Source organism: Rhizobium sp. 18055 (assembly GCF_902706285.1).
Taxonomy (GTDB): domain Bacteria; phylum Pseudomonadota; class Alphaproteobacteria; order Rhizobiales; family Rhizobiaceae; genus Rhizobium.
Window position 1 is genome coordinate 43,123 of the sequence record NZ_CACSKD010000001.1, and the last position, 21,152, is coordinate 64,274.

At 62.5% G+C, this 21,152-nt stretch carries 20 protein-coding genes; 11 read left to right on the forward strand and 9 right to left on the reverse strand.

Going from position 1 to position 21,152, the window contains the following annotated elements; all coding sequences use genetic code 11:
- Positions 1–48: 48 nt before the first annotated feature.
- The 6 genes from GVL52_RS00210 to GVL52_RS00235 are packed head-to-tail and all read left to right on the forward strand — an operon-like array spanning position 49 to position 5,859.
- The gene (locus tag GVL52_RS00210; protein WP_160003954.1) at positions 49–1,005 is read left to right on the forward strand and encodes an ABC transporter permease; all 957 of its coding nucleotides are present in this window, start codon (positions 49–51) and stop codon (positions 1,003–1,005) included.
- A gap of 2 nt (positions 1,006–1,007) precedes the next feature.
- On the forward strand, positions 1,008–1,967 hold the full coding sequence (locus tag GVL52_RS00215; protein WP_160003248.1) for an ABC transporter permease: 960 nt from the start codon (positions 1,008–1,010) through the stop codon (positions 1,965–1,967).
- Positions 1,967–2,974: an ABC transporter ATP-binding protein gene (locus GVL52_RS00220; protein WP_160003249.1), complete on the forward strand. Its 1,008-nt coding sequence runs from the start codon at positions 1,967–1,969 to the stop codon at positions 2,972–2,974. The genes GVL52_RS00215 and GVL52_RS00220 overlap by 1 nt, the downstream gene beginning before the upstream one ends.
- Entirely contained in the window at positions 2,974–4,011 is a 1,038-nt protein-coding gene (locus GVL52_RS00225) for an ABC transporter ATP-binding protein (RefSeq protein WP_160003250.1), read from the forward strand. The genes GVL52_RS00220 and GVL52_RS00225 overlap by 1 nt, the downstream gene beginning before the upstream one ends.
- The gene (locus GVL52_RS00230) at positions 4,008–5,069 is read left to right on the forward strand and encodes a four-carbon acid sugar kinase family protein (RefSeq protein ID WP_160003251.1); all 1,062 of its coding nucleotides are present in this window, start codon (positions 4,008–4,010) and stop codon (positions 5,067–5,069) included. The genes GVL52_RS00225 and GVL52_RS00230 overlap by 4 nt, the downstream gene beginning before the upstream one ends.
- Positions 5,070–5,088: 19 nt before the next feature.
- Complete coding sequence (locus tag GVL52_RS00235; RefSeq protein ID WP_160003252.1) at positions 5,089–5,859, forward strand: FadR/GntR family transcriptional regulator; 771 nt, start codon at positions 5,089–5,091, stop codon at positions 5,857–5,859.
- A 34-nt stretch (positions 5,860–5,893) separates the two neighbouring features.
- On the opposite strand, the gene uxuA is transcribed toward GVL52_RS00235, so the two are convergent.
- Positions 5,894–7,081 carry a mannonate dehydratase gene (gene uxuA / locus GVL52_RS00240; RefSeq protein ID WP_160003253.1) on the reverse strand — a complete coding sequence of 396 codons (1,188 nt, stop codon included), beginning with the start codon at positions 7,079–7,081 and terminating at the stop codon, positions 5,894–5,896.
- Between the two features lie 43 nt (positions 7,082–7,124).
- Positions 7,125–7,847 carry a GntR family transcriptional regulator gene (locus GVL52_RS00245; RefSeq protein WP_160003254.1) on the reverse strand — a complete coding sequence of 241 codons (723 nt, stop codon included), beginning with the start codon at positions 7,845–7,847 and terminating at the stop codon, positions 7,125–7,127.
- A 218-nt stretch (positions 7,848–8,065) separates the two neighbouring features.
- Between GVL52_RS00245 and GVL52_RS00250 the strand changes: the two genes are divergently transcribed.
- The 5 genes from GVL52_RS00250 (at position 8,066) to recX (ending at position 12,898) form a co-directional block, all read left to right on the forward strand.
- Positions 8,066–9,241, forward strand: a complete 1,176-nt coding sequence (locus tag GVL52_RS00250; protein WP_160003255.1) for an extracellular solute-binding protein — start codon at positions 8,066–8,068, stop codon at positions 9,239–9,241.
- Between the two features lie 57 nt (positions 9,242–9,298).
- Complete coding sequence (locus GVL52_RS00255) at positions 9,299–10,396, forward strand: ABC transporter ATP-binding protein (protein ID WP_160003256.1); 1,098 nt, start codon at positions 9,299–9,301, stop codon at positions 10,394–10,396.
- The gene (locus GVL52_RS00260; RefSeq protein ID WP_160003257.1) at positions 10,393–11,271 is read left to right on the forward strand and encodes an ABC transporter permease; all 879 of its coding nucleotides are present in this window, start codon (positions 10,393–10,395) and stop codon (positions 11,269–11,271) included. The genes GVL52_RS00255 and GVL52_RS00260 overlap by 4 nt, the downstream gene beginning before the upstream one ends.
- A 2-nt stretch (positions 11,272–11,273) precedes the next feature.
- On the forward strand, positions 11,274–12,116 hold the full coding sequence (locus GVL52_RS00265; RefSeq protein ID WP_160003258.1) for an ABC transporter permease: 843 nt from the start codon (positions 11,274–11,276) through the stop codon (positions 12,114–12,116).
- A 230-nt stretch (positions 12,117–12,346) separates the two neighbouring features.
- The gene (recX, locus tag GVL52_RS00270) at positions 12,347–12,898 is read left to right on the forward strand and encodes a recombination regulator RecX (protein WP_160003259.1); all 552 of its coding nucleotides are present in this window, start codon (positions 12,347–12,349) and stop codon (positions 12,896–12,898) included.
- Between the two features lie 60 nt (positions 12,899–12,958).
- Here the strand turns inward: recX and lpdA are convergent, their stop codons facing one another.
- From lpdA to GVL52_RS00305, 7 genes are all read right to left on the reverse strand, one after another.
- Entirely contained in the window at positions 12,959–14,356 is a 1,398-nt protein-coding gene (lpdA, locus tag GVL52_RS00275) for a dihydrolipoyl dehydrogenase (RefSeq protein ID WP_160003260.1), read from the reverse strand.
- A 5-nt stretch (positions 14,357–14,361) separates the two neighbouring features.
- Complete coding sequence (locus GVL52_RS00280) at positions 14,362–15,612, reverse strand: dihydrolipoamide acetyltransferase family protein (protein WP_160003261.1); 1,251 nt, start codon at positions 15,610–15,612, stop codon at positions 14,362–14,364.
- 2 nt (positions 15,613–15,614) lie between these two features.
- Positions 15,615–16,628, reverse strand: a complete 1,014-nt coding sequence (locus tag GVL52_RS00285; RefSeq protein ID WP_160003262.1) for an alpha-ketoacid dehydrogenase subunit beta — start codon at positions 16,626–16,628, stop codon at positions 15,615–15,617.
- Between the two features lies 1 nt (position 16,629).
- Positions 16,630–17,862, reverse strand: a complete 1,233-nt coding sequence (locus GVL52_RS00290; protein WP_160003263.1) for a thiamine pyrophosphate-dependent enzyme — start codon at positions 17,860–17,862, stop codon at positions 16,630–16,632.
- Positions 17,863–17,928: 66 nt separating this feature from the next.
- Positions 17,929–19,056, reverse strand: a complete 1,128-nt coding sequence (locus tag GVL52_RS00295; protein ID WP_160003264.1) for an acyl-CoA dehydrogenase family protein — start codon at positions 19,054–19,056, stop codon at positions 17,929–17,931.
- A gap of 18 nt (positions 19,057–19,074) precedes the next feature.
- Entirely contained in the window at positions 19,075–20,262 is a 1,188-nt protein-coding gene (locus tag GVL52_RS00300) for an acetyl-CoA C-acyltransferase (protein WP_160003265.1), read from the reverse strand.
- Positions 20,263–20,287: 25 nt separating this feature from the next.
- Positions 20,288–21,058, reverse strand: coding sequence for a 3-hydroxyacyl-CoA dehydrogenase (locus tag GVL52_RS00305; RefSeq protein WP_160003266.1), 771 nt, complete (start codon positions 21,056–21,058; stop codon positions 20,288–20,290).
- Positions 21,059–21,152 lie beyond the last annotated feature (94 nt).

The following is a 21,152-nucleotide window of genomic DNA, read 5'->3' on the forward strand; positions in this document are numbered from 1 at the left end:
GTCCAGCCCGCATGAGGAACCGTGCCGACCAACAGGTGGGAGGTGACCTTGTTACGCTACGTGCTGACCCGGTTTGCCATCTGGATTCCGTCCGTTCTGATCGTGATGCTGGCCGTTTATGCGCTGGCCTTCTACGGCGCCGGCGATCCGATCAAGCTTATCTTTCTGCGTGCGCCGGGCGATGTCGCCTATAATCCGGAACGCATCGAAGCCATTCGCGAAAGTGCCGGCCTCAACAAGCCGTTCATCGAGCAGTTCGGTCTTTACATCTGGAACCTGCTGCACGGCCAGTTCGGCAATTCGCTGACGTCGGGCCGTTCGGTCTGGGCGATGGTGTCTGCTGCTGCCCCCGTTTCGTTCAAGCTGGCGCTCTGTTCCATCATACTGACGACGGTCGTTGCCATTCCGCTGGGCATGATCGCCGCGATGAACCAGAACAGCCGCATCGACTATGCCATTCTCGGCTCGGCTCTGTTCCTTTGGGCGATCCCGGCCTATGTCGCGGGGCCGTTGCTGATGGTCGGCCTCATCGTCCTGCTGCCAAGCGCCAATGTGCCCTATGGCTGGGGTGGCGTGTTCGACGTGCGCATTCTGCTGCCGCTGATCGTGCTCTCCTTCCAGCCGATCGCGCTGATCATCCGCCAGACGCGCGCCGCCGTCATCGAGGTGCTGTCGGAGGATTTCGTCCGCACCGCGCGTGCCAAGGGCGTCCCTGAGATCATCGTCGCGCTGCGCCATATTCTTCGCCCGGTGCTGACGCCTGTCGTCACCCAGCTCGGCCTGATCATGATCACCATCGTCAACGGCGCTATCTTCGTTGAACTCGTCTTCGGTCTGCCCGGCCTCGGTCGCCTGACCGTTCAGGCACTGACCAATTCCGACTACCCCGTCATTCTGGCCATCACGCTGATCGGATCGTTCCTGGTAATGATGTCGAACCTTCTGGTCGATGTGCTTTACCCGCTGCTTGATCCGCGTGCCAACGATTCAAGAAGGAGCCGCTGACCATGTCCGCCGTCCCTCTCTCCCCTGTTGCCATCCAGGACGAAGCCCCCGTCAGCCTGTGGCGTGATGCCTGGCATCGCCTTATACGCAACAAGCTTGCCGTTTTCGGCCTGATCGTCGTGCTGATCCTCGGCTTTGCCGCCATCTTCGGGCCGTACCTGACGCCGTTCGATTACCTCAGCCAGGACCTGCAGGCCCGTAACGCTGCGCCCTCGCTGCAGCATCTGTTCGGAACCGATGATCTCGGCCGCGATGTCTTCAGCCGGGTCGTCTTCGGCACCCGCACCGCCTTCCTTGTCGCCATCATCGTCACCGTCATTGCCGTCTTCATCGGCACGGTGCTCGGCGCCATTGCAGGCTTCTTCGGCAATCCGTTCGACCGTGTCATCATGTGGCTGACCGACATGACCATGTCTGTCCCGAACCTCTTGCTCGTCGTCGTCATCAATGCCTCGCTGAAGTCGCCGATCACCAAGTGGATGGAGGCGCAGTACATGGCGACGCTCAATCCCTTCTATCGCCAGACCATCTGGGTCGACTTCATGCTGGTGTTCGGCTCGATGGCGCTGATCTCCTGGCCGCCTTATGCGCGCCTGGTCCGCGCCCAGGTTCTGTCGATCCGCAGCCGGCCCTACATCACCGCCGCGCAGGCGCTGGGACTGTCGAACTGGATCATCATGAAGCGCTACGTCATTCCGAATGCCCTCGGTCCGCTGATCGTCTCGGTCAGTGCCGGTCTCGGCACGGCGATGGTGCTCGAAAGCGCCTTCAGCTTCCTCGGCGTCGGCGTCAATCCGCCAACCCCCAGCTGGGGCAACATGATCTCCGACGGCCTGCGCGTCTGGCAGCACTATCCGCATCTGCTGGCAGCGCCGGCGGCCGTGCTCGGCCTTGCCTCGGTTGCCTTCAGCTTCCTCGGCGATGGCCTCAACGACGCCCTCAATCCGCGGGGAGCCAAGTGATGAGCAAGACAGGATCAAAAGAAAAGCTGCTCGATGTCCGCGGCCTGACGGTCGAGATCGATGGCCGAAACGGCCCGGCGGTGGTGGTCGATGGCATCGACCTTTATGTCAACAAGGGCGAGACGCTTGGCGTCGTCGGCGAATCCGGCTGCGGCAAGAGCCTGACGATGTTGAGCCTGATGCGGTTGCTGCCGAACAAGATAAAGGTCACCAAGGGCTCGGCGACGTTCGATGGCAAGGACCTGCAGAAGATGTCGAACCGCGAACTGCGCAAGGTGCGCGGCGGCGATATCGGCTTCGTCTTCCAAGACCCGATGACCTCGCTCAACCCTGTGATGCGCATCGGTGAGCAGATCTGCGAACCGCTGATCTATCACCGCGGCATGAAGAAGTCGGAGGCCCGCGTTCGCGCCGTCGAACTGCTGCGCCTCGTCGGCATTCCGGGCCCCGAAGAGCGGCTGCAGGCCTATCCCCACGAGCTGTCCGGCGGCATGCGCCAGCGCGTGATGATCGCCATCGGCCTGGCCTGCAATCCCAAGCTCCTGATCGCCGACGAGCCGACGACGGCTCTCGACGTTACCATCCAGGCGCAGATCGTCGATCTGGTGAAGGACCTGCGTGCCAAGCTCGGCATGTCGGTTGTCTGGATCACCCATGATCTGGCGCTGATTGCCGGCTTGGTGGATCGCGTTGCCGTGCTTTACGCCGGGACCGTAGTCGAGGATGCGCCTGTCGATGATCTCTACGCCCGCCCGAGCCATCCCTACACGCGCGGCCTGCTCGCTTCGATCCCGAAGCTGTCGGATGCGCCGGCAAGCCGCCTGAGCTCGATCGGTGGCACCCCGCCGGAGCCCGGCCGCCGCCCGAAGGGCTGCCCGTTCGCGCCGCGTTGTCCGTTGGCGCAGGCGATCTGTCATGAGAGCGTGCCGAAGCTCGAGCCAATACCCGGCGCCGGAAACCACCGGACCGCCTGTTTCGTCGTCCAGAAAATGCAGGAGGCTGCGTGATGGGTGCCCAACCGCTGCTGAAGATCGAAAACCTCGTCAAGCATTTCCACGTCAGGCTCGGTGCCTTCGGCGAACGTTCGGCCACCGTCTATGCGCTGGACAATATCAACCTCGACATCATGGAAGGCGAGACGTTGAGCCTCGTCGGCGAATCCGGTTGCGGCAAGTCAACGACCGGTTTCACCATCCTCAATCTCTACAAGGCGACCTCGGGCAAGGTGGTCTACAAGGGCCAGGATCTGGCGACGCTCGATGAAAAGCAGATGCGGCCGTTCCGTCGCGATCTGCAGATCGTCTTCCAGGACCCCTATTCGACGCTCAATCCGCGCATGACGGTCGGCGAGGCGGTTGGTGAGCCGATCCTGTTCCACAAGCTCTGCACCAAGGCCGAGCTGAAGGACAAGGTCGCGGCGTTGCTGACCGACGTCGGCCTTCCCACACGCTTTGCGCAACGCTACCCGCACGAACTCTCCGGCGGCCAGCGCCAGCGCGTCGTCATTGCCCGGGCGCTTGCCTGCCAGCCGAAATTCATCGTCTGCGACGAGGCAATCTCGGCACTCGACGTGTCGATCCAGGCGCAGATCATCAACCTGCTGCTCGACCTGCAGGAAAAATACGGCCTGACCTACCTGTTCATCGCCCACGATCTGGCCGTGGTTCGCCATATCAGCACCCGCGTCGGTGTCATGTATCTCGGCCGGCTGGCAGAGCTTGCGACGCGTGAGGAGCTGTTCGACAATCCGTTGCACCCCTATACCAAGGCATTGCTGTCGGCCGTGCCGGAAACAGACCCGGAGCTGGAGCGCACCCGGAACCGGCAGATCCTGCAGGGCGATGTTCCGAGCCCGCTCAGCCCGCCGAGCGGCTGTCGGTTCCATACGCGCTGCCCTGTTGCCATGGATGTCTGCAGCAAGGTTGTGCCGGAGTGGAAGAAAGCCAGACCCGGCCATCTGGTCGCCTGTCACGCGGTCAACACCGGCCAAACGGATAAGGGCCAGATGAACACAGGCCAGACCAATACAGGAATGAGTGGATGATGGTGAAGGTCGCGATCATTGCTGACGATCTGACCGGCGCACTCGACACGGGCACGCCCTTCGTCGAGGCCGGTCTCTCCGTCGCAGTGGCGATCGAGATCGAAGGGATCGCTGAAGCCATCGCTACCGGTTGCGAGGTCGTCGTGGTCAACACGGCGTCCCGAGCCCTCCAGGAGGAGGAAGCGGCAAGAAGGGTCGGCCTTGCGGCCAGCGCCTTTCTTGCCGTCTTGCCTGATATTGTTCTGAAAAAGATCGACTCCCGTCTCAAAGGCAATGTGGCAGCCGAGAGTGCGGCCATTGCTGCGATCTTCGGCCATCAGAAAATCGTCGTCGCGCCGGCTATTCCCGATCAGGAACGCTTTACCCGAAATGGCCATGTCATCGGTCGCGGCGTCGATCATCCATTGCCTGTCGCGGGCCTGTTCGCGGGCCGAACCGACACGGTGCTCGTTGTCGATGCAGAGAGCGATGGCGATCTGGACCGGTTGGTCACCGAGCACGACTGGAAGACGACGCTTGCCGTCGGTGCGCGCGGGATCGGCATTGCACTGGCCCGCAGCCGTGGACGGGCAGGCAACGGCGGCGCGCATTTCGAGGCAGCCGTCAATACGCTCTTTGCCTTTGGCTCTCGTGATCCGATCACGACAGCGCAGATGGCACGGCTTGAGGCATCGGGTGTTCTCCGCACGGCGATCGAGGCGCCAATGGGATGGGTCGAGAGAGCGGACCGGCTGGCCTTGCCGGCTCTGCTGCGCTGCGCCGGCGAGATCACTGATGACGCGGTGGCTGTTGCCGATCGCTTCGCTGAGGGCGTCAAGGCGGCAATCGACGAGACGCATCCCGACATGCTGATGGTCGGTGGCGGCGATACGGCGCTTGCGGTCTTCCGGGCGCTTGGCGTCAGCGTGTTGTTGCCGAAGGGCGAGATCGAGGCGGGCATTCCGTGGTTCGATGTGACGACTGCCAACGGCAGTCATTTCCGTTGTGCGGTGAAGTCCGGGGGCTTCGGGAATTCCGATAGTTTGCTAAGACTGGTTCCGCAGAATCAGGCGGCATGAAACAATGCCGGCGGGGAGAATGAACGTGGAAGAAGCAAACGGTGCACCTGCCAGTGCACAAGCCACCCCGGCAGTAAAGCCGGAGCGCGGCAAGCCTGCCAAACTGGTCGATCGCGTGTTCGATCAATTGCAGGAGCGAATCCGGGCCGGAAACTATCCGCCGGATTCCCGTCTGCCGGGCGAGCACGAGCTGGCCTCGATGCTCGGCGTATCCCGCCCGATCATTCGCGATGCACTGGCCAAGCTGCGCGATCAGGGCATGGTCTATGCGCGCCAGGGCGCGGGCACCTTCGTGAGTGCCAACAGTTCGCCGACGACGCATCTCTCCTATTCGCCGGTCAAGACCATTGCCGATATCCAGCGCTGCTATGAATTCCGCCTGACGATCGAGCCGGCTGCTGCCTACTTCGCCGCCAAGCGCCGCGACGAGGCTGCCATCCAGAAGATTGCCACAGCGCTTGCCGATCTCCGTGAAGCAACGAGCCACCAGTTGCACCGCACCGATGCGGATTTCAATTTTCACCGTGCCGTCACCGAAGCTGCCAACAATCACTACTACACGGCATCGATCGATGCGCTGAAGGCGCATATCGCGGTCGGCATGCATCTGCACGGCCTGTCGCTGCTCGGTCCACGGCCGGGCCTCGAGCAAGTATTTCAGGAGCACAACACCATCTACAAGGCGATTGCCGAGGGCAGGGCGGATGATGCGCGCAATCTGATGCAGTCGCATCTCGAGGGATCGAGAGACCGGCTATTTGAAGGCCGGGCGCTCGATCTGTCGTTCTGATCCGCCGACGTCTGCGGCTTATGCAGGTCACCCCTCAGTTCGGCGGCGCGCCAAGGGCGTGTAGGATGCCGCGAAGCTCGGCCAGGCCCCTGAGCCGTCCGATCGCCGGATATCCGGGCGTGGTATTCTTCGTCAGGTCGTCGAGCATCCGGTGGCCGTGATCTGACCGGAAAACGATCGTCTCGTTCGCCTTGCGATTGCGATCTTCGGCTACCAGTTCTTTCAACACCGCGACCATATCGACATCGCCCTCCAGATGCGCGCTCTCATGGAAGCTGCGACCATCACCCTCGCGCTTGGTGGCACGCAGATGCGCGAAATGGATGCGCGAGGCAAAGCGCCGGGCGATGGCAGGCAGGTCGTTTTCAGCGCGAACGCCAAGACTGCCGGTGCAGTAGCACATGCCATTTGCTTCCGACGGCACCGCGTCGAACAGTGCGGCGTAATCCTCCGCCGTCGAAGCAATGCGCGGCAGGCCGAACAGCGAGCGGGGTGGATCGTCGGGATGCAATGTCAGCTTGACGCCGCGCGCTTCCGCCACCGGTGTCACCGCTTGCAGGAACTCGATCAGATGCCGGCGCAGCCTCGCTGCGTCGACACCGGCATAGGCCGCGAGCCTCTCGCGAAACTCGGGGATGGTCAGGGGCTCGGTCGTCGAGCCCGGCAATGCAGAGGTGATGTTGCGGGTGATGTCCGCAATGTCGCCCTCAGACATTGCCTCGAAGACGGCTCGGGCCCGCGCCTTGTCCTCGGCCGAATAGGCTTTGTCGGCACCTTGTCGTTCGAGGATGAAGAGATCGAAGGCGGCGAATTTCTCTTGATCGAAGCGCATCGCGGTCGCGCCGGTGTCTATCTCGTGGTCGAGATCGGTACGGGTCCAGTCGACGACGGGCATGAAGTTATAGCAGACGACAGGAATGTCGCAGGCGGCGACCGCCTCCAGGCTGGCGATCCACGCTTCGATTTCAGCCTTTGCCTGTCCACCCTTGCGCTTGACGGCATCGGGTATCGGAATGCTCTCGACCACGGACCAGGTGAGCGCCGAACGGCCCGCAGGCGTCGTCTCGATCATCGCCTGGCGCTCGCGCACCTCGGCCTCGGTCCATGCGCGCCCGATCGGCACCTGATGCAGCGATGATACGATGTTGGTGGCACCGGTCTGCCTGACCTCGTCGAGTGCGACCTGCGCATCCGGCCCGAACCATCTCCAACCCTGGCGCATCTGTTTCCTCCTTCTGATTTTTGTTCTGATTGTGCTGATCGGCTCAGCAGAAGTAATCGGGATATCGCGTGCGAAGTTCGGCGACATCTGGGATGACCGCGCCCAGATGATGGGTCATCGCCGTACGGGCAGCCGCAACGTCGTGAGCCGCGATGGCATCGCGAATGATGGCATGCTCACGCACGACATTTTCCATGCGCCCGAGAACAGGAAGCGTCAGTCGCCGTGCGCGGTCGATCTGTACCTTCACGGATTTGAGGATTGCCCAGATGCCGGGATAGCCGGCGATCTGCGCGATGGCCTCATGGAAAGCCTCGTCCTCTTCATGGAAGCCTGAGGTGTCTCCAAGAAGGGCGAGCGCTCTTTGTCGCGTGATGATCGCATCAAGACGGGCAATATCTGAAGCGGAAGCGATCTCGGTTGCCCGCTCGACCGTGGTGCCCTCAAGCGCCTTGCGCACGACGACCGCTTCGGGAATCGCCGATACCGGCACGCGCGAAACGACTGTGCCCGACTGCGGATAAATATCGACCAGACCACCCTCCGAAAGCCTGAGCAGGGCTTCGCGAACGGGGGTGCGGCTGACGGCGAAATCCTCGGCGATGCGCTTTTCCTGCAGCGGCATGCCGGGCGGCATTCTGAGCGACAGGATGTCCTGATAGAGCCTGTCGAAAATGGCATCGGCCGTCGTCACGCGCCGAAGCTTGGCCGGCCTCTCGGCATAAGCCGGAAACTCGGTGACGGCGGGATCGGCGGCTGGATGCATGATCGGCCCTGAAGATTGACTTGAACGCGAATACTAGTATATCAATTCATCCTCACTGCCAAGATGCACCGTAGAGGAACGGTGTTTCTGGCAGATAATTCAGGAGGTTCAATACAGTCAGGCAGGCAGCAGTCCGATCGCAGAGGCAGATCAGGAAGCGCACACGCACAGGCGAGCTCCGGCCGCCCGGTGCAGTCATAAGAGGAGGAGAGAACAGCATGAAGATCACCCGCAGAACATTCGTCGGGACGGCCGCCAGCGCGGCAGTCGCCGCCATGCTTCCGGTCAAGGTGTGGGCGCAGGCAAAGAAGCCGGCAAGCCCCGTGACCATCACCATCGCAGACGTTGCCGGCAACCTGGCGCTGACACAGGGCATGTTCGAAGCCTATGCGGCTGAGAAAGCCGACTGGGTTTCTAATTTTGCCTTCACCAAGGCGCCGGCGCCGGAACTTCCCGGCAAGATCAAGGCGCAGCAGGCGGCCGGCAAGGTCGATATCGATCTGGTGCTGACAGGCACCGATGCGCTGTCCGCCGGTCTCGACCAGGGCCTCTGGCTCGACCTCTCCGCTCACAAGGCGGAACTGCCCAATCTGGAGAGCATCCTGCAGCCGCAGGCCTTCAAGATGCAGGCGCTTGCCAAGGATCAGGGCGTCGTCATCACCTATTACCCCTCCGGCCCGCTGATAGAATACATGCCCGACAAGGTGCCGACGCCGCCGAAATCGGCAGCCGAGCTGCTCGAATGGGCCAAAGCCAACAAGAACAAGTTCATCTATGCCCGCCCTGCCAACTCCGGCCCCGGCCGCACCTTCCTGATGGGCCTGCCCTATCTGCTCGGCGACAGCGATCCGCGCGATCCGGTCAACGGCTGGGCGAAGATCTGGGAGTATCTGGCAGCCCTTGGCGAGCACATCGAATACTACCCGACCGGCACCGGCCAGGTGATGAAGGAACTCGGCGAGGGCACGCGCGATATCACCGTCTCGACGACCGGCTGGGATATCAACCCGCGCGCACTCGGCATCGTCCCGGCGGAAGCCAAGGTGCAGAAGCTCGATGGTTTCCACTGGGTCACCGATGCCCACTATGCAGTGATCCCGAAGGGCGTCTCCGACGAGAAGATCGCCGTTCTGATGGATGTGCTGAACTACATCCTGCAGCCCAAGCAGCAGGCGATTGCCTATGACGCCGGCTATTTCTACCCGGGTCCGGCGGTCAAGGACGTGACGATCGAGATGGCGCCGCAGGAAAGCCAGGACACGATCAAGGAATTCGGCCGGCCTGAATATGCCGACTGGATCGCCAATAATCCGCTGGAAGTGCCGCTCGAACCCAAGCTGATGGTCCAGGCCTTCCGGATCTGGGACGAAAAGATCGGCGCCAAGAAGGGCTGATCGTGATCATCGCCGGCACCGGTCGTAGCGATCGGCGCCGGCCATTTCCCACATGACATGGAGAGTGGCTTGAATTCGGTTGCGAATGCAGTGGCCTCTTCGCGCAGCACTGCGCGTCTGGAACTCGATGGGCTCAGCCGTTCCTTCGGCGCCTATAATGCGCTTGATGGCATCGACCTGACGATCGAGCCCGGCGAATTCGTGGCGCTGCTTGGCCCGTCCGGCTGTGGCAAGTCCACGGCATTGAATTGTATTGCCGGCTTGCTGGCGCTTTCGGGTGGCGAAATCCGGCTCGGCGGCAACCGCATCGACCAGCTGGAGCCTGAAAAGCGCGGGTTCGGCATGGTGTTCCAGAGCTATGCGCTGTTTCCGCACATGAGCGTGCGCAAGAATGTCGGCTTCGGCCTGTCCATGCAGGGCATAAAGGGCGCGGAGGCCGACAAGCGCATCAATGATGCGCTCGCGTTGGTCCGCCTCGAAAGCCAGGCGGAAAAGCTGCCGGGCCAGCTCTCCGGTGGCCAGCAGCAGCGCGTGGCGATCGCGCGTGCCATTGTCATCCGCCCGCCCGTGGTGCTGATGGACGAGCCGCTGTCCAATCTCGATGCCAAGCTGCGTCTGGAAATGCGCGCCGAAATCCGCGGCATCCACGACCAGATCGGGTCCACCACCATCTATGTCACCCATGATCAGGACGAAGCGCTGTCGCTGGCTGACCGGATCGTCGTGATGAGCCAGGGCCATATCGAGCAGATCGGCTCGCCGGAGGATCTCTATCAGCGGCCAGTCAATGTCGATGTCGCCGATTTCATGGGGTTTCGCACCCGCGTTCCCGGTCGCGTGGTCGCGGTCTCGGGTGGCGAGGCGGAGATCGACGTTGCCGGCGCCCGTATTGCAGGCACGATGCGCATGCCGCTCAAGGTCGGCGATGCCGCTATCCTCTCCGTCCGTCCGGAAGATCTGGTCGCTTCGGACCAGGGTATTGCAGCGACGGTTTCCAGCATGGAATATCGCGGCCGGGCCTTCTTCGGCCTGGCGCGCGCCAATGACGGGTCCGACCTCTATTTCCGGGCAGACGAGGCGCTGCCCCGTGGTGCTGCCACGCGGCTCAGTCCCGTCGCCGGCAGGGCGCTGTTATTCCGGGACACGACACGATGAGCGGGCCATCGCTGCGAACCCGGCTGGCGGCGCGCGGTCTCGACGGAACCACCATGCTGATCCTGCCGGGTCTTGCTTTCATGATCGCGCTGTTCGTCTATCCGTTCCTTTACGGTGTGGTGGATTCTCTGACGCCGAAGGAAGGAGCATGGTACGCCAACTACGCCAAGTTCTTCAGCGATCCTTTCCAGTACAACACCATCGGCGCTACCCTCTGGTTAGCCCTGCCGGTGACGATCATCAACCTGGCATTCGCCGTGCCAGTCGCCTTCCGCGTCCGCCTGATGCATCGCCAACGCCTGTTGACCACCATTCTGGTGCTGCCGATCACGCTCGGCACGGTGTTCGTGGCCGATGGCCTGCTGACCTTCCTCGGGCCGCGCGGCTGGTTCAACCAGACGCTGCTGGCGCTCGGCATTCTCAGCGACCCGGTGAAGCTGACCAACAACTATTGGGGCGTCTTTGCATCGCTCCTGATCACCGGGTTCCCTTTCGCCTTCCTGTTGACGCTGTCCTACATCTCCGGCATCGACCCGGCGATCGAGCAGGCGGCAGCGACGCTTGGCGCCGGGCCGCGGCAGCGGTTCTTCCGCGTGTTCCTGCCGCTTCTGGTGCCGGGGCTTGCCGTCACCTTCTGTCTGGCATTCGTGCAGGCCTTCGCGGTGTTTCCCTCGGCCGTCCTGCTCGGCGCGCCGGCCGGCCCGACGCGGGTGATCTCGATCGCCGCCTATCAGGCTGCCTTCGAGCAATATGATCACTCGCTGGGCTCGGCGATCGCGCTGATCATGGGCGGTGTCGAGCTGGTCGTGGTGCTGGCGGTGCTCGGCGGTCGCTCCTTCTTCTATCGCGGCCCTGCCGGCGGCACGAAAGGCTGAACATGATCCGCGACAAAGGTCTCACCTCGAAAATCTGGCGCTTCGCCATATGGGCGCTGGCGACGCTGTTCGTGCTCAATCTGCTGGCCGTCATCGCCGCCGTCGTCGTCAACTCGTTCGCGACGCGCTGGCTCGGCACCTGGCTGCCGGTTGGCTGGACGACGAAATGGTATTTCAGTGCCTGGAAGGAGTTCCAGCTGTCCAGCGTGGTGCTGGTCACCTTCGAGATCGTTTTCACCGTTGTCATCATCTCAGGCATTCTCGGCGTCACGACCGCCTATGCGCTGGCGCGCCGTGAGTTTGCCGGCAAGCGGCTCGTCGTTCTGCTGTTCCTGCTGCCGCTGCTGATCCCGCCACTGACCTACGGCATTCCGCTTGCGACAGTGCTTTATCAACTCGGGTTGGGCGGAACGTTCTGGGGCGTGGTGCTGATCAACGTCGTGCCGTCTCTCCCTTTCGTCGTGCTGGTGATGATCCCGTTCATCGAGCAGATCGATCCCCGCATCGAAGCCGCCGCCCGCGTCTTCGGCGCCGGTACCACCAGCCTGTTCCTGCGCATCCTGCTGCCGCTGCTGTTGCCGGGGATGCTGGCAGCGCTCCTGCTGGTGCTGGTCCGCACGATCGCGATGTTCGAACTGACGTTCCTGATCGCCGGGCCGACGACGCAGACGCTGGTCGTCTCGCTCTATTATGCCGTGTTTGCCTCCGGGGTCCGTGCCGGACAGTCGATCGACGCGATGGCGGTCGTCTACATGGTGACGACGCTGTTCTGGCTGGTGATCGCTCTGCAGTTCGTCAATCCGACGCAGATCGTTGCGAGAGCGAAACAGCAGTCGGCGCACTGAGTGCTTGTGTAGGGTTTGTTCAGAGCTACAAGAATTGTCTCGCGGCTGTGACCACAGCCTTCGTGGATACATCCTACGTCACCGGAGCTTTTTGATTGTCTATTTTAGTATGAAAAGCATTCCGCGGGCAGTCCGTCCAAGAGCGAGCAGCAGTGGAAATTTCTACCAGATCGCATTCACAGCCAGCGTTAGGTATGATCCGGGCGATTCTGTACGCGATCCGGGACGCCATGGCCGACGAAGACGTTCAATCCGATACGCCGACGCCCCGAATGCAAAGCTGGGCGAGAAACTCGACGATCTATCGCCTCGGGCGGCAGATGCTGACCGAGAAGCAACTGTTCGACGCGATCTCCCGGAAAGCCAAACAGAAATTCGAGGGGATATCCCAAGCGCAGATCAGGGCTCTGGCCGATCTTGCGGTCAAATTCGGCTATGATCAGGGCGGATTGAACGATGTCGCCTATGCTGAGATCAGCGTTCGCTCCGGCGTGCGCAGTGGTCGATCGAAACGCATCATCGCCCAGAAGCTGTCCATCAAGGGTGTGGATCGCGAGACTGCCGTCACGGCGCTTGAGGAAAGCGATGATCTCGCGGCGGCAATCATTTTCGCCCGCAAGCGTGCCTTCGGCCCGTTTCGGCGCCTGGGGGCCGACGAGAAGCGCTATGCCAAGGAGATGTCCGCCTTCGCGAGAAACGGGTTTGGCTTCGAGATGGGCAGATCGGTTCTTGGCATGAGCCGCGACGAGGCGGAGACCCTGCTGGCGGAGCGGCAGTCTTAGCGTAGCGGCACTTCGTTCTGTCGGATGCACGGGATTGCGCTGAAATGGGCCGCCCGCGCATCACAGATGCAATGCCTGGCCGAGCGCTTTAAGGGCCGCTTCCTGAACTGCTTCGCTGCGTGTCGGATGTGCATGGATCGTGCCGGCGATATCCTCCAGTCGCGCGCACATTTCGATCGCCAGCGAAAAGGTTGCGGACAATTCGGACACACCGCGCCCGACGGCCTGCAGACCGAGAACGAGATTGGTATCGGCGCGGGCGACGACGCGCACGAAGCCGTCCTCGGATTGCATCGTCATCGCACGGGCGTTGGCGCTGAACGGGAATTGGCCGACGCGGATTTCGTAGCCCTGTGCACGGGCCTCGTCCGGCGATAGCCCGGCGATGACGATCTCCGGATCGGTAAAGCAGACAGCGGGGATGCAGCGCTTGTCCCAACTGCGCTTGCGGCCGGCGATGATCTCGGCCACCATCTCGCCCTGTGCCATCGCCCGGTGCGCCAGCATAGGCTCGCCGGTGACGTCGCCGATCGCGTAAATGCCGCGCATCGATGTGCGGCACCTGTCGTCGATGCGCAGATATGGACCCGAACGGTCGAGATCCAACTCTTCCAAACCTGCGCCTGAGATCGTCGGCCTGCGTCCGACCGTCACGAGGATCTGATCGGCGGGAAGTTGTTCCCGGCTGCCGTCGGCGGTCTCGATGACGAGGCTTGAGCCGTCTGCCGATAGGCCTTGCGCCTTTGCGAGCATATGCAGGGCAACGGCTCTCTCCTTCAGCTTTTTCGCGACCGGGCGAACAAGTTCGGCATCGTATTGTGGCAAGATCTGACCTGCTGCTTCTACGATCGCAACCTCCGATCCCATCTTGGAAAAGGCCATTCCCAGTTCGAGCCCGATATAGCCGCCGCCAACAACCACCAGCTTTTTCGGCAACACTTGGAGGTTGAGCGCATCGGTGGAGGATATCACCTTGCCACCAAAGGGCAGGTTTGGAAGTTCGACAGGTTCGGAGCCTGTGGCAATCACCAGGTTTTCTGCGCGGATGATCTGCATCCCGGTTTCGGTTTCCACCGCGACCGTCTTGCCGTCGCGAAACGTAGCGCGACCGTGAACGACTTTGACGCTGGCTTTCTGCAGCAGCGCGCTGACGCCGCTGGTCAGGCGCCCGACAATGCCGTCCTTCCAGGCCATCGTCCCTGCAAGGTCGATCGTCACGCCATCGACCTTGATGCCAAGGGGGCTGCGACCATCAAGCAGGCGGCGGGCGGCGTCGAATTCATCAGCCGCATGGATGAGCGCTTTGGATGGAATGCAGCCGACATTGAGGCAGGTCCCGCCCGGCTTCCGGGCCTCGACGATCACCGTGTCGATGCCGAGTTGCCCGGCGCGGATGGCGCAGACGTAGCCCCCGGGACCGGCACCGATGACAAGCAGCTTGCAGACGATGTCTTTCATGACGCTCAGCTTTCGATGAAAATCAGCGCGGGCGTTTCCAGCAGGACGCGGATGTGCTGTATGAATGTAGCCGCATCAAAGCCGTCGATGATGCGGTGATCGAAGCTCGAGGAGAGGTTCATCATCTTGCGTGGCACGAACTGTGTGCCGTCCCATAGGGGCCGTGTGGCAATCTTGTTGACGCCGATGATCGCCACCTCGGGGTGGTTGATGACAGGTGTGGAGACGATGCCACCAAGTGCGCCAAGCGAGCTGATGGTGATGGTCGAACCGCTGAGTTCGCTGCGGGTAGCGGTGCCGGCGCGGGCAGCGTCGGTTAGCCGGATCATTTCCGCGGCACAATCCCATATTCCCCGCGCTTCGGCATGGCGAACGACCGGCACAACAAGCCCGGCCGTGGTCTGCGCCGCGATGCCGATATGGACGGCGCCGTGGCGGGTGACGATCCCTGCATCGTCATCAAAGGTCGCGTTGACATTGGGCTGGTCAGCAACTGCCTTGACGATGGCCCGCATCAGGAAAGGGAGGACTGTCAGCTTCGGCTGTTCGGGCTTGCGGTCACGGTTCATCATCGCCCGCAGTTCCTCGAGGCCCGTCATGTCGATCTCCTCGACATAGGTGATGTGAGGAATGCGCGCTGCCGACAACGACATCTTCTCCGCTATCCGTCGCCGAAGCCCGGTGAGCTTGATCTCCTCAGTGGTTGTGTTTCGAGCAGGCATCGTCGGCGTGATGGATGAATCCGCACCTCGCGAGAGATAGCGTTCGAGGTCCTCTCGAACGATGCGGCCATCCGGACGGTTTGCAGAAACCTGACGCAGATCGATGCCGTTCTCCTGTGCAAAGAGGCGAACGGCCGGCGATGCGAGCGGCTTTTGGGTCGGTGCAGCGGGCGCCTGTGGTTGGCTGGGAGTTGCCGCCCCGGGCAGCTGCGCCACAGGCCTGGTTTCTGCCACCGGCTGCACACCGATTGGTGTCGGCTGCGGGGTCGAAGCCGCTGACCTGTCATCTTCTCCGGCGGTCTCGATCCGCACCAGCGGCGCCTTGACCGCAACCGTGTCACCGACCGCCGCGCCGAGCCAGACGACGGTGCCGCTGACAGGCGAGGGGATCTCGACAGTTGCCTTGTCGGTCATGACAGCGGCAATCACCATGTCTTCCCTGACCGGATCGCCGGGTTTAACATGCCACTCCACCAATTCGGCCTCTGCGACACCTTCGCCGACATCGGGCATCTTGATGACGAACTCGCCCATGCTCACGCCTCCATGACTTCTGTGAGCGCCCGACCGACCCGCGCGGGGCCGGGGAAATAGTCCCACTCCTGTGCATGCGGATAGGGCGTGTCCCAGCCGGCGACCCGCACGATCGGGGCCTCGAGATGATAGAAGCAATGTTCCTGGATCAGCGCCACGATCTCGGCGCCAAAGCCCGATGTCAGCGTCGCCTCGTGGACGACGACGCAGCGGCCGGTCTTCGATACGGATTGAACGATCGCATCAAGGTCGAGCGGAAGCAGGCTGCGCAGGTCGATCACCTCGGCGTCGATACCTGTTTCTTCGGCAGCAGCAAGAGCCACATGCACCATGGTGCCATAGGCAATGACCGTCACGGCAGATCCGGCGCGGCGCACTTCCGCCTTGCCGATTGGAATGGTGTAGTGTTCTTCGGGCACTTCACCGAGCGCGTGTTTCGACCATGGCGTCACCGGGCGATCATGATGGCCGTCGAAAGGGCCGTTGTAGAGCCGCTTCGGCTCCAGGAACATCACCGGATCGGGGTCTTCGATCGCCGCAATCAGCAGGCCCTTGGCGTCATAGGGGTTCGAGGGAACGATCACCTTCAACCCGCAGACATGGGTGAACAGCGCCTCCGGGCTCTGGCTGTGGGTCTGCCCGCCAAAAATCCCGCCGCCGGTCGGCATGCGCAGCACGATCGGGCAGGTAAAGTCGCCGTTCGAGCGATAGCGAATACGCGCCGCCTCCTGGGTGATCTGGTCATAGGCCGGATACATGTAATCGGCGAACTGGATTTCGACGCAGGGTTTCAGCCCATAGGCGGCCATGCCGATCGCTGTGCCGACAATGCCGGATTCGCTGATCGGCGTGTCGAAGCAGCGGGTCTTGCCGTATTTTGCCTGGAGGCCCTGCGTGCAGCGGAAAACACCGCCAAAATAGCCGGCGTCCTCGCCGAATACGACCACGTCGTCATCGCGCGCCATCGAAACATCCATGGCGCTGCGCACCGCCTCGATCATCGTCATGCGCGCCATATCAATACCCCGCCTTTTGCCGCTGGCGGCGGATATGCGGCGGCATCTCGGCGTAGACACCTTCGAAGATGTCGCGCACCGACGGCTTGCCACCGGCGTGCAGCGTTCCGTGGGCTTCCGCACGCTTCTGCGCCTCTATGACTTCATCCATGATTTCGGCCTCCGCCTGCACGTGCCTCTCCTCGGTCCAGGCCCCCTTGAGGATCAGGTGCTTCTTCAGCCGCAAGACCGGATCGCCCAGCGGCCAGGCATCGGACTCTGTCTTTGGCCTGTAGGCGCTCGGATCGTCAGAGGTCGAATGGGCGCCGACGCGGTAGGTGACATATTCGATCAGCGTCGGCCCGAGATTGCGACGCGCCCGCTCAGTCGCCCAGCAGGCGACGGCATAGACGGCCAGATAGTCGTTGCCATCGACCCGCAGTGCCGGAATGCCGAAGCCGAGGCCGCGGGCGGCAAATGTGCCGGAGCCGCCGCGGGCAATCCCTTGAAAGGTGGAAATCGCCCACTGATTGTTGACGATGTTGAGGATCACGGGCGCCTTGTAGGTCGAGGCGAACACCAGCGCCGAATGGAAGTCGGATTCGGCGGTCGAGCCGTCGCCAATCCAGGCCGCAGCGATCCTGCTATCGTTCTTGATCGCCGACGCCATCGCCCAGCCGACGGCCTGGACATACTGTGTGGCGAGATTGCCCGAGATTGTGAAGAAGCCATGCTCCTTGGAGGAATACATGATCGGCAGCTGGCGGCCGCGCAACGGATCGCTCTCGTTGGAGAAGATCTGGTTCATCATCTCGACCATCGGATAGTCGTCGGCAATCAACAGGCCCGCCTGCCGATAGGTGGGGAAGTTCATGTCGCCCTTGTTGAGCGCCTTGCGGAACGCACAGCTGACAGCTTCTTCGCCCAGATGCTGCATGTAGAAGGAGGTCTTGCTCTGGCGCTGCGCCATCAGCATTCGCGCGTCGAAGGCACGCAGTTTCATCATGTTGCGCAAGCCGGTCAGCAATGCCTCGTCTGAAAGCAGACCGGCCCAGGGACCGACGGCCTCGCCTTCCTGGTTGAGCACGCGGATAATCGAATAGGCAAGGTCGCGGATGTCCTCCGAGGCCACATCCACCGCCGGGCGCGCCACGTCTCCTGCCTTGGCGATCGTGACGTTGGAGAAATCCGGCAGTCCACCTGGGCGAACTGCCGGCTCCGGGACATGCAAGCTCAGTTGAGCGTTTTCAGTCATCTCGTATCATTCCTCCCTCAGCCTTTGCGGTTCCTCTCCTCAAGACCCGCCAGGCATTGTCGTTGATTACAGATTGCGCGCGATCACCATCCGCTGCACGTCGCTTGTTCCCTCGTAAATCTGGCAGATGCGCACATCGCGGTAGATGCGCTCGACGGGGTAGTCGCTCATATAACCGTAGCCACCGTGTATCTGGATGGCGTCGGAACAGACCCGCTCCGCCATCTCGGAGGCAAAGAGCTTGGCCATCGATGCTTCGGAGAGGCAGGGCAATCCGGCTTCGCGCAGCGCGGCTGCGTGGAAAACCAGTTGGCGGGCCGCCTCGATCTGCGTTGCCATATCGGCCAGCCGGAAGGCGACAGCCTGATGTTCGATGATCGCCTTGCCGAAAGCGGTGCGCTCACGGGCGTAGTCGCAGGCGGCCTCGAACGCTGCCCGCGCCATGCCCACAGCCTGCGCGCCAATCCCGATCCGCCCGCCCTCCAGATTGGCAAGCGCAATGCGATATCCATCGCCGTCCTCGCCGAGCCGGAGGTCTGCGGGAATACGCATCTCGTTGAAGGCGATCTGGCACGTATCGGATGAATGCAGGCCCAGCTTCTGCTCGACGCGGATGACCTCGTAGCCCGGCGTATCGGTTGGTACGATGAAGGCAGTGATGCCCTTCTTTCCGGCTTCGGGATTGGTCACGGCAAAGACAATGATCACGTTGCCGTTCTTGCCCGAAGTGATGAACTGCTTGGCGCCGTCAAGCACGTAGTGATTGCCGTCGAGCCGTGCACGGCTGCGCAGATTGGAGGCATCCGAGCCCGCTTGTGGCTCGGTCAGTGCAAATCCGCCGATCCATTCACCGGTAGAAAGCTTGGGCAGGAAGCGTTGCTTCTGTTCGGCGGTGCCGAAACGGAGGATCGGGACGCAGCCCACCGAACTATGGACACTCATGATTGTCGAGCAGGCCCCATCGCCGGCAGCGATCTCTTCAAGTGCTGCCGCATAGGCAATGGCCCCGGTATCCGAACCACCATAGGTGTCGGGCACCAGCATGCCGAGAAGCCCGAGCGCGCCCATCTCCTTCATCTCGTCCCGCGGAAAGCTATGGGTGCGATCCCGTTCGGCTGCCCCCGGCGCCAGCCGCTCGCGCGCGAAGTCGCGGGCAAGATCGACGATTTGCTGCTGTGTCTCGGAAAGGATCACCGGCGCCTCCCACTTCCCTCAATGCCGCTCGACAGCGATGGCGGTTGCCTCGCCGCCACCGATACACAGTGCCGCCATCCCGCGCTTGAGACCATATCGTTCCAGGGCTGCCAGCAGCGTCACGATGATGCGTGCGCCGGATGCGCCGATCGGATGGCCGAGCGCGCAGGCTCCGCCGTGGATGTTGACCTTGTCATGGGGGATATCGAGATCGCGCATCGCCGCCATGGCGACGACTGCGAAGGCCTCGTTGATCTCGAACAGATCGATGCTCGAAAGCGGCCATCCGCAGCGCTCGGAGAGCTTCTGCAGGGCACCGATGGGCGCGGTTGCAAACAGGTTGGGCGCCTGCGAATGCGTGGCGTGGCCGACGATCGTGGCAAGCGGCGCGCGCCCCCTTCGCTCCGCATCCGAGCGTCGCATCAGGACGACAGCGGCGGCACCATCGGAAATCGAGCTGGCGTTTGCGGCCGTCACTGTCCCGCCATCGCGGAAGGCCGGCTTCAGTGTCGGGATCTTCTCGGGCCTTGCCCTGCCGGGCTGCTGGTCCTGGCGGATGACCTCTTCAACTTTGCCCGCCTTGACCACAACCGGAGCTATCTCGGCATCGAAGTAACCGGCATCGATTGCCTTTTGCGCCCGCGTCAACGAGACGATGGCATAGCTGTCCTGTGCCTCGCGCGTAAACTGATAGGCTTCGGCGCAGTCTTCGGCAAAAGTCCCCATCAAGCGCCCCTTGTCATAGGCATCCTCAAGGCCATCGAGGAACATATGATCGACCACGCGCCCATGGCCGAGCCGGTAGCCGCTACGGGCGCGATCAAGTAGATAGGGCGCATTGGTCATGCTTTCCATGCCGCCTGAGATGACGACCAAGGCACTGCCCGCGGCAATCAGGTCATGCCCGATCATGACAGCCTTCATGCCGGAACCGCACATCTTGTTGACGGTGCTGGTAGCGGTTGAAAACGGCAGGCCCGCGCCGATCGCTGCCTGCCGTGCCGGCGCCTGACCCTGGCCGGCGGCAAGCACGCAGCCGAACACCACCTCGTCGATACCTTCGGCCGCGAGACCGCTGCGCAAAAGTGCGGCACGGATCGCCGCGGCACCCAGTTCCGGGGCAGCCAAGGCGCTGAACGCGCCCTGAAAGCTGCCGATCGGTGTGCGCGCCGCGCCTGTAATCACGATCGGGTCCTGTGTCGTCATTGCAATCTCCCTATGGATGTCTCCATCACCGCGCGCCCATCCGCAGTGCCCCGTCGAGCCGGATGACCTCGCCGTTGAGCATGCTGTTTTCAACGATATGGCGCACAAGAGCCGCAAACTCCGTGGGCCGGCCAAGTCGTGGCGGGAAGGGCACGCTCTTGCCGAGTGCCTCCTGCACCTCCTGCGGCATGCCTGCCATCATCGGCGTCTCGAAAATGCCGGGCGCGATGGCCACGACGCGGATGCCGAAGCGGGCAAGCTCGCGCGCAATCGGCAGTGTCATGGCAACGACACCGCCTTTGGAAGCGGCGTAGGCTGCCTGGCCAATCTGCCCGTCGAAGGCCGCGGCCGATGCCGTGTTGATGATGACGCCGCGCTCACCCTCAGCATTCGGCGCCTGGATCTGCATGGCGGCTGCCGCAAGCCGGATCATGTTGAAGGTGCCGACAAGGTTGATGTTGATTGCTCGCGCGAAGCTGTCCAGATCATGCGGCCCGTTGCGACCAAGAACCTTTTCAGCGGGTGCGATACCGGCACAATTGACCAATCCACCGAGACTGCCGAAGGCGTCGAGTGCCGAAGCAATGACCCTTTCGCCATCCGGCGCGCACGTCACATCGGCATGGACGTGGCGAGCAACGCCCGGGCCGAGTTCGGCGCCCAATCGCGCACCAGCCTCGTCGTTGAGATCGGCAATCACCACGCGCCCACCGGCATCGACCAGCATCCTTGCCGTGGCCGCCCCGAGCCCGGACCCGCCGCCGGTGACGACAAAGCATTGTCCATCGATCAGCATGGCTCTCCTCCCACGCGTTGCACGGTCTTTGGTCGTCGCCGCAGGCGCAGCCTGGGCGCTGTGGCACGACCACAGTGAGGCGAAGTTTATGCTC

Excerpts from the sequence above, each read along its gene's own strand:
- GVL52_RS00215 (WP_160003248.1), top strand. The coding sequence starts at position 1,008 with ATGTCCGCCGTCCCTCTCTCCCCTGTTGCCATCCAGGACGAAGCCCCC.
- GVL52_RS00220 (WP_160003249.1), top strand. The coding sequence starts at position 1,967 with ATGAGCAAGACAGGATCAAAAGAAAAGCTGCTCGATGTCCGCGGCCTG.
- GVL52_RS00225 (WP_160003250.1), top strand. The coding sequence starts at position 2,974 with ATGGGTGCCCAACCGCTGCTGAAGATCGAAAACCTCGTCAAGCATTTC.
- GVL52_RS00230 (WP_160003251.1), top strand. The coding sequence starts at position 4,008 with ATGATGGTGAAGGTCGCGATCATTGCTGACGATCTGACCGGCGCACTC.
- GVL52_RS00235 (WP_160003252.1), top strand. The coding sequence starts at position 5,089 with ATGAACGTGGAAGAAGCAAACGGTGCACCTGCCAGTGCACAAGCCACC.
- uxuA (WP_160003253.1), bottom strand. The coding sequence starts at position 7,081 with ATGCGCCAGGGTTGGAGATGGTTCGGGCCGGATGCGCAGGTCGCACTC.
- GVL52_RS00245 (WP_160003254.1), bottom strand. The coding sequence starts at position 7,847 with ATGCATCCAGCCGCCGATCCCGCCGTCACCGAGTTTCCGGCTTATGCC.
- GVL52_RS00250 (WP_160003255.1), top strand. The coding sequence starts at position 8,066 with ATGAAGATCACCCGCAGAACATTCGTCGGGACGGCCGCCAGCGCGGCA.
- GVL52_RS00255 (WP_160003256.1), top strand. The coding sequence starts at position 9,299 with ATGGAGAGTGGCTTGAATTCGGTTGCGAATGCAGTGGCCTCTTCGCGC.
- GVL52_RS00260 (WP_160003257.1), top strand. The coding sequence starts at position 10,393 with ATGAGCGGGCCATCGCTGCGAACCCGGCTGGCGGCGCGCGGTCTCGAC.
- GVL52_RS00265 (WP_160003258.1), top strand. The coding sequence starts at position 11,274 with ATGATCCGCGACAAAGGTCTCACCTCGAAAATCTGGCGCTTCGCCATA.
- recX (WP_160003259.1), top strand. The coding sequence starts at position 12,347 with ATGGCCGACGAAGACGTTCAATCCGATACGCCGACGCCCCGAATGCAA.
- lpdA (WP_160003260.1), bottom strand. The coding sequence starts at position 14,356 with ATGAAAGACATCGTCTGCAAGCTGCTTGTCATCGGTGCCGGTCCCGGG.
- GVL52_RS00280 (WP_160003261.1), bottom strand. The coding sequence starts at position 15,612 with ATGGGCGAGTTCGTCATCAAGATGCCCGATGTCGGCGAAGGTGTCGCA.
- GVL52_RS00285 (WP_160003262.1), bottom strand. The coding sequence starts at position 16,628 with ATGGCGCGCATGACGATGATCGAGGCGGTGCGCAGCGCCATGGATGTT.
- GVL52_RS00290 (WP_160003263.1), bottom strand. The coding sequence starts at position 17,862 with ATGACTGAAAACGCTCAACTGAGCTTGCATGTCCCGGAGCCGGCAGTT.
- GVL52_RS00300 (WP_160003265.1), bottom strand. The coding sequence starts at position 20,262 with ATGACGACACAGGACCCGATCGTGATTACAGGCGCGGCGCGCACACCG.
- GVL52_RS00305 (WP_160003266.1), bottom strand. The coding sequence starts at position 21,058 with ATGCTGATCGATGGACAATGCTTTGTCGTCACCGGCGGCGGGTCCGGG.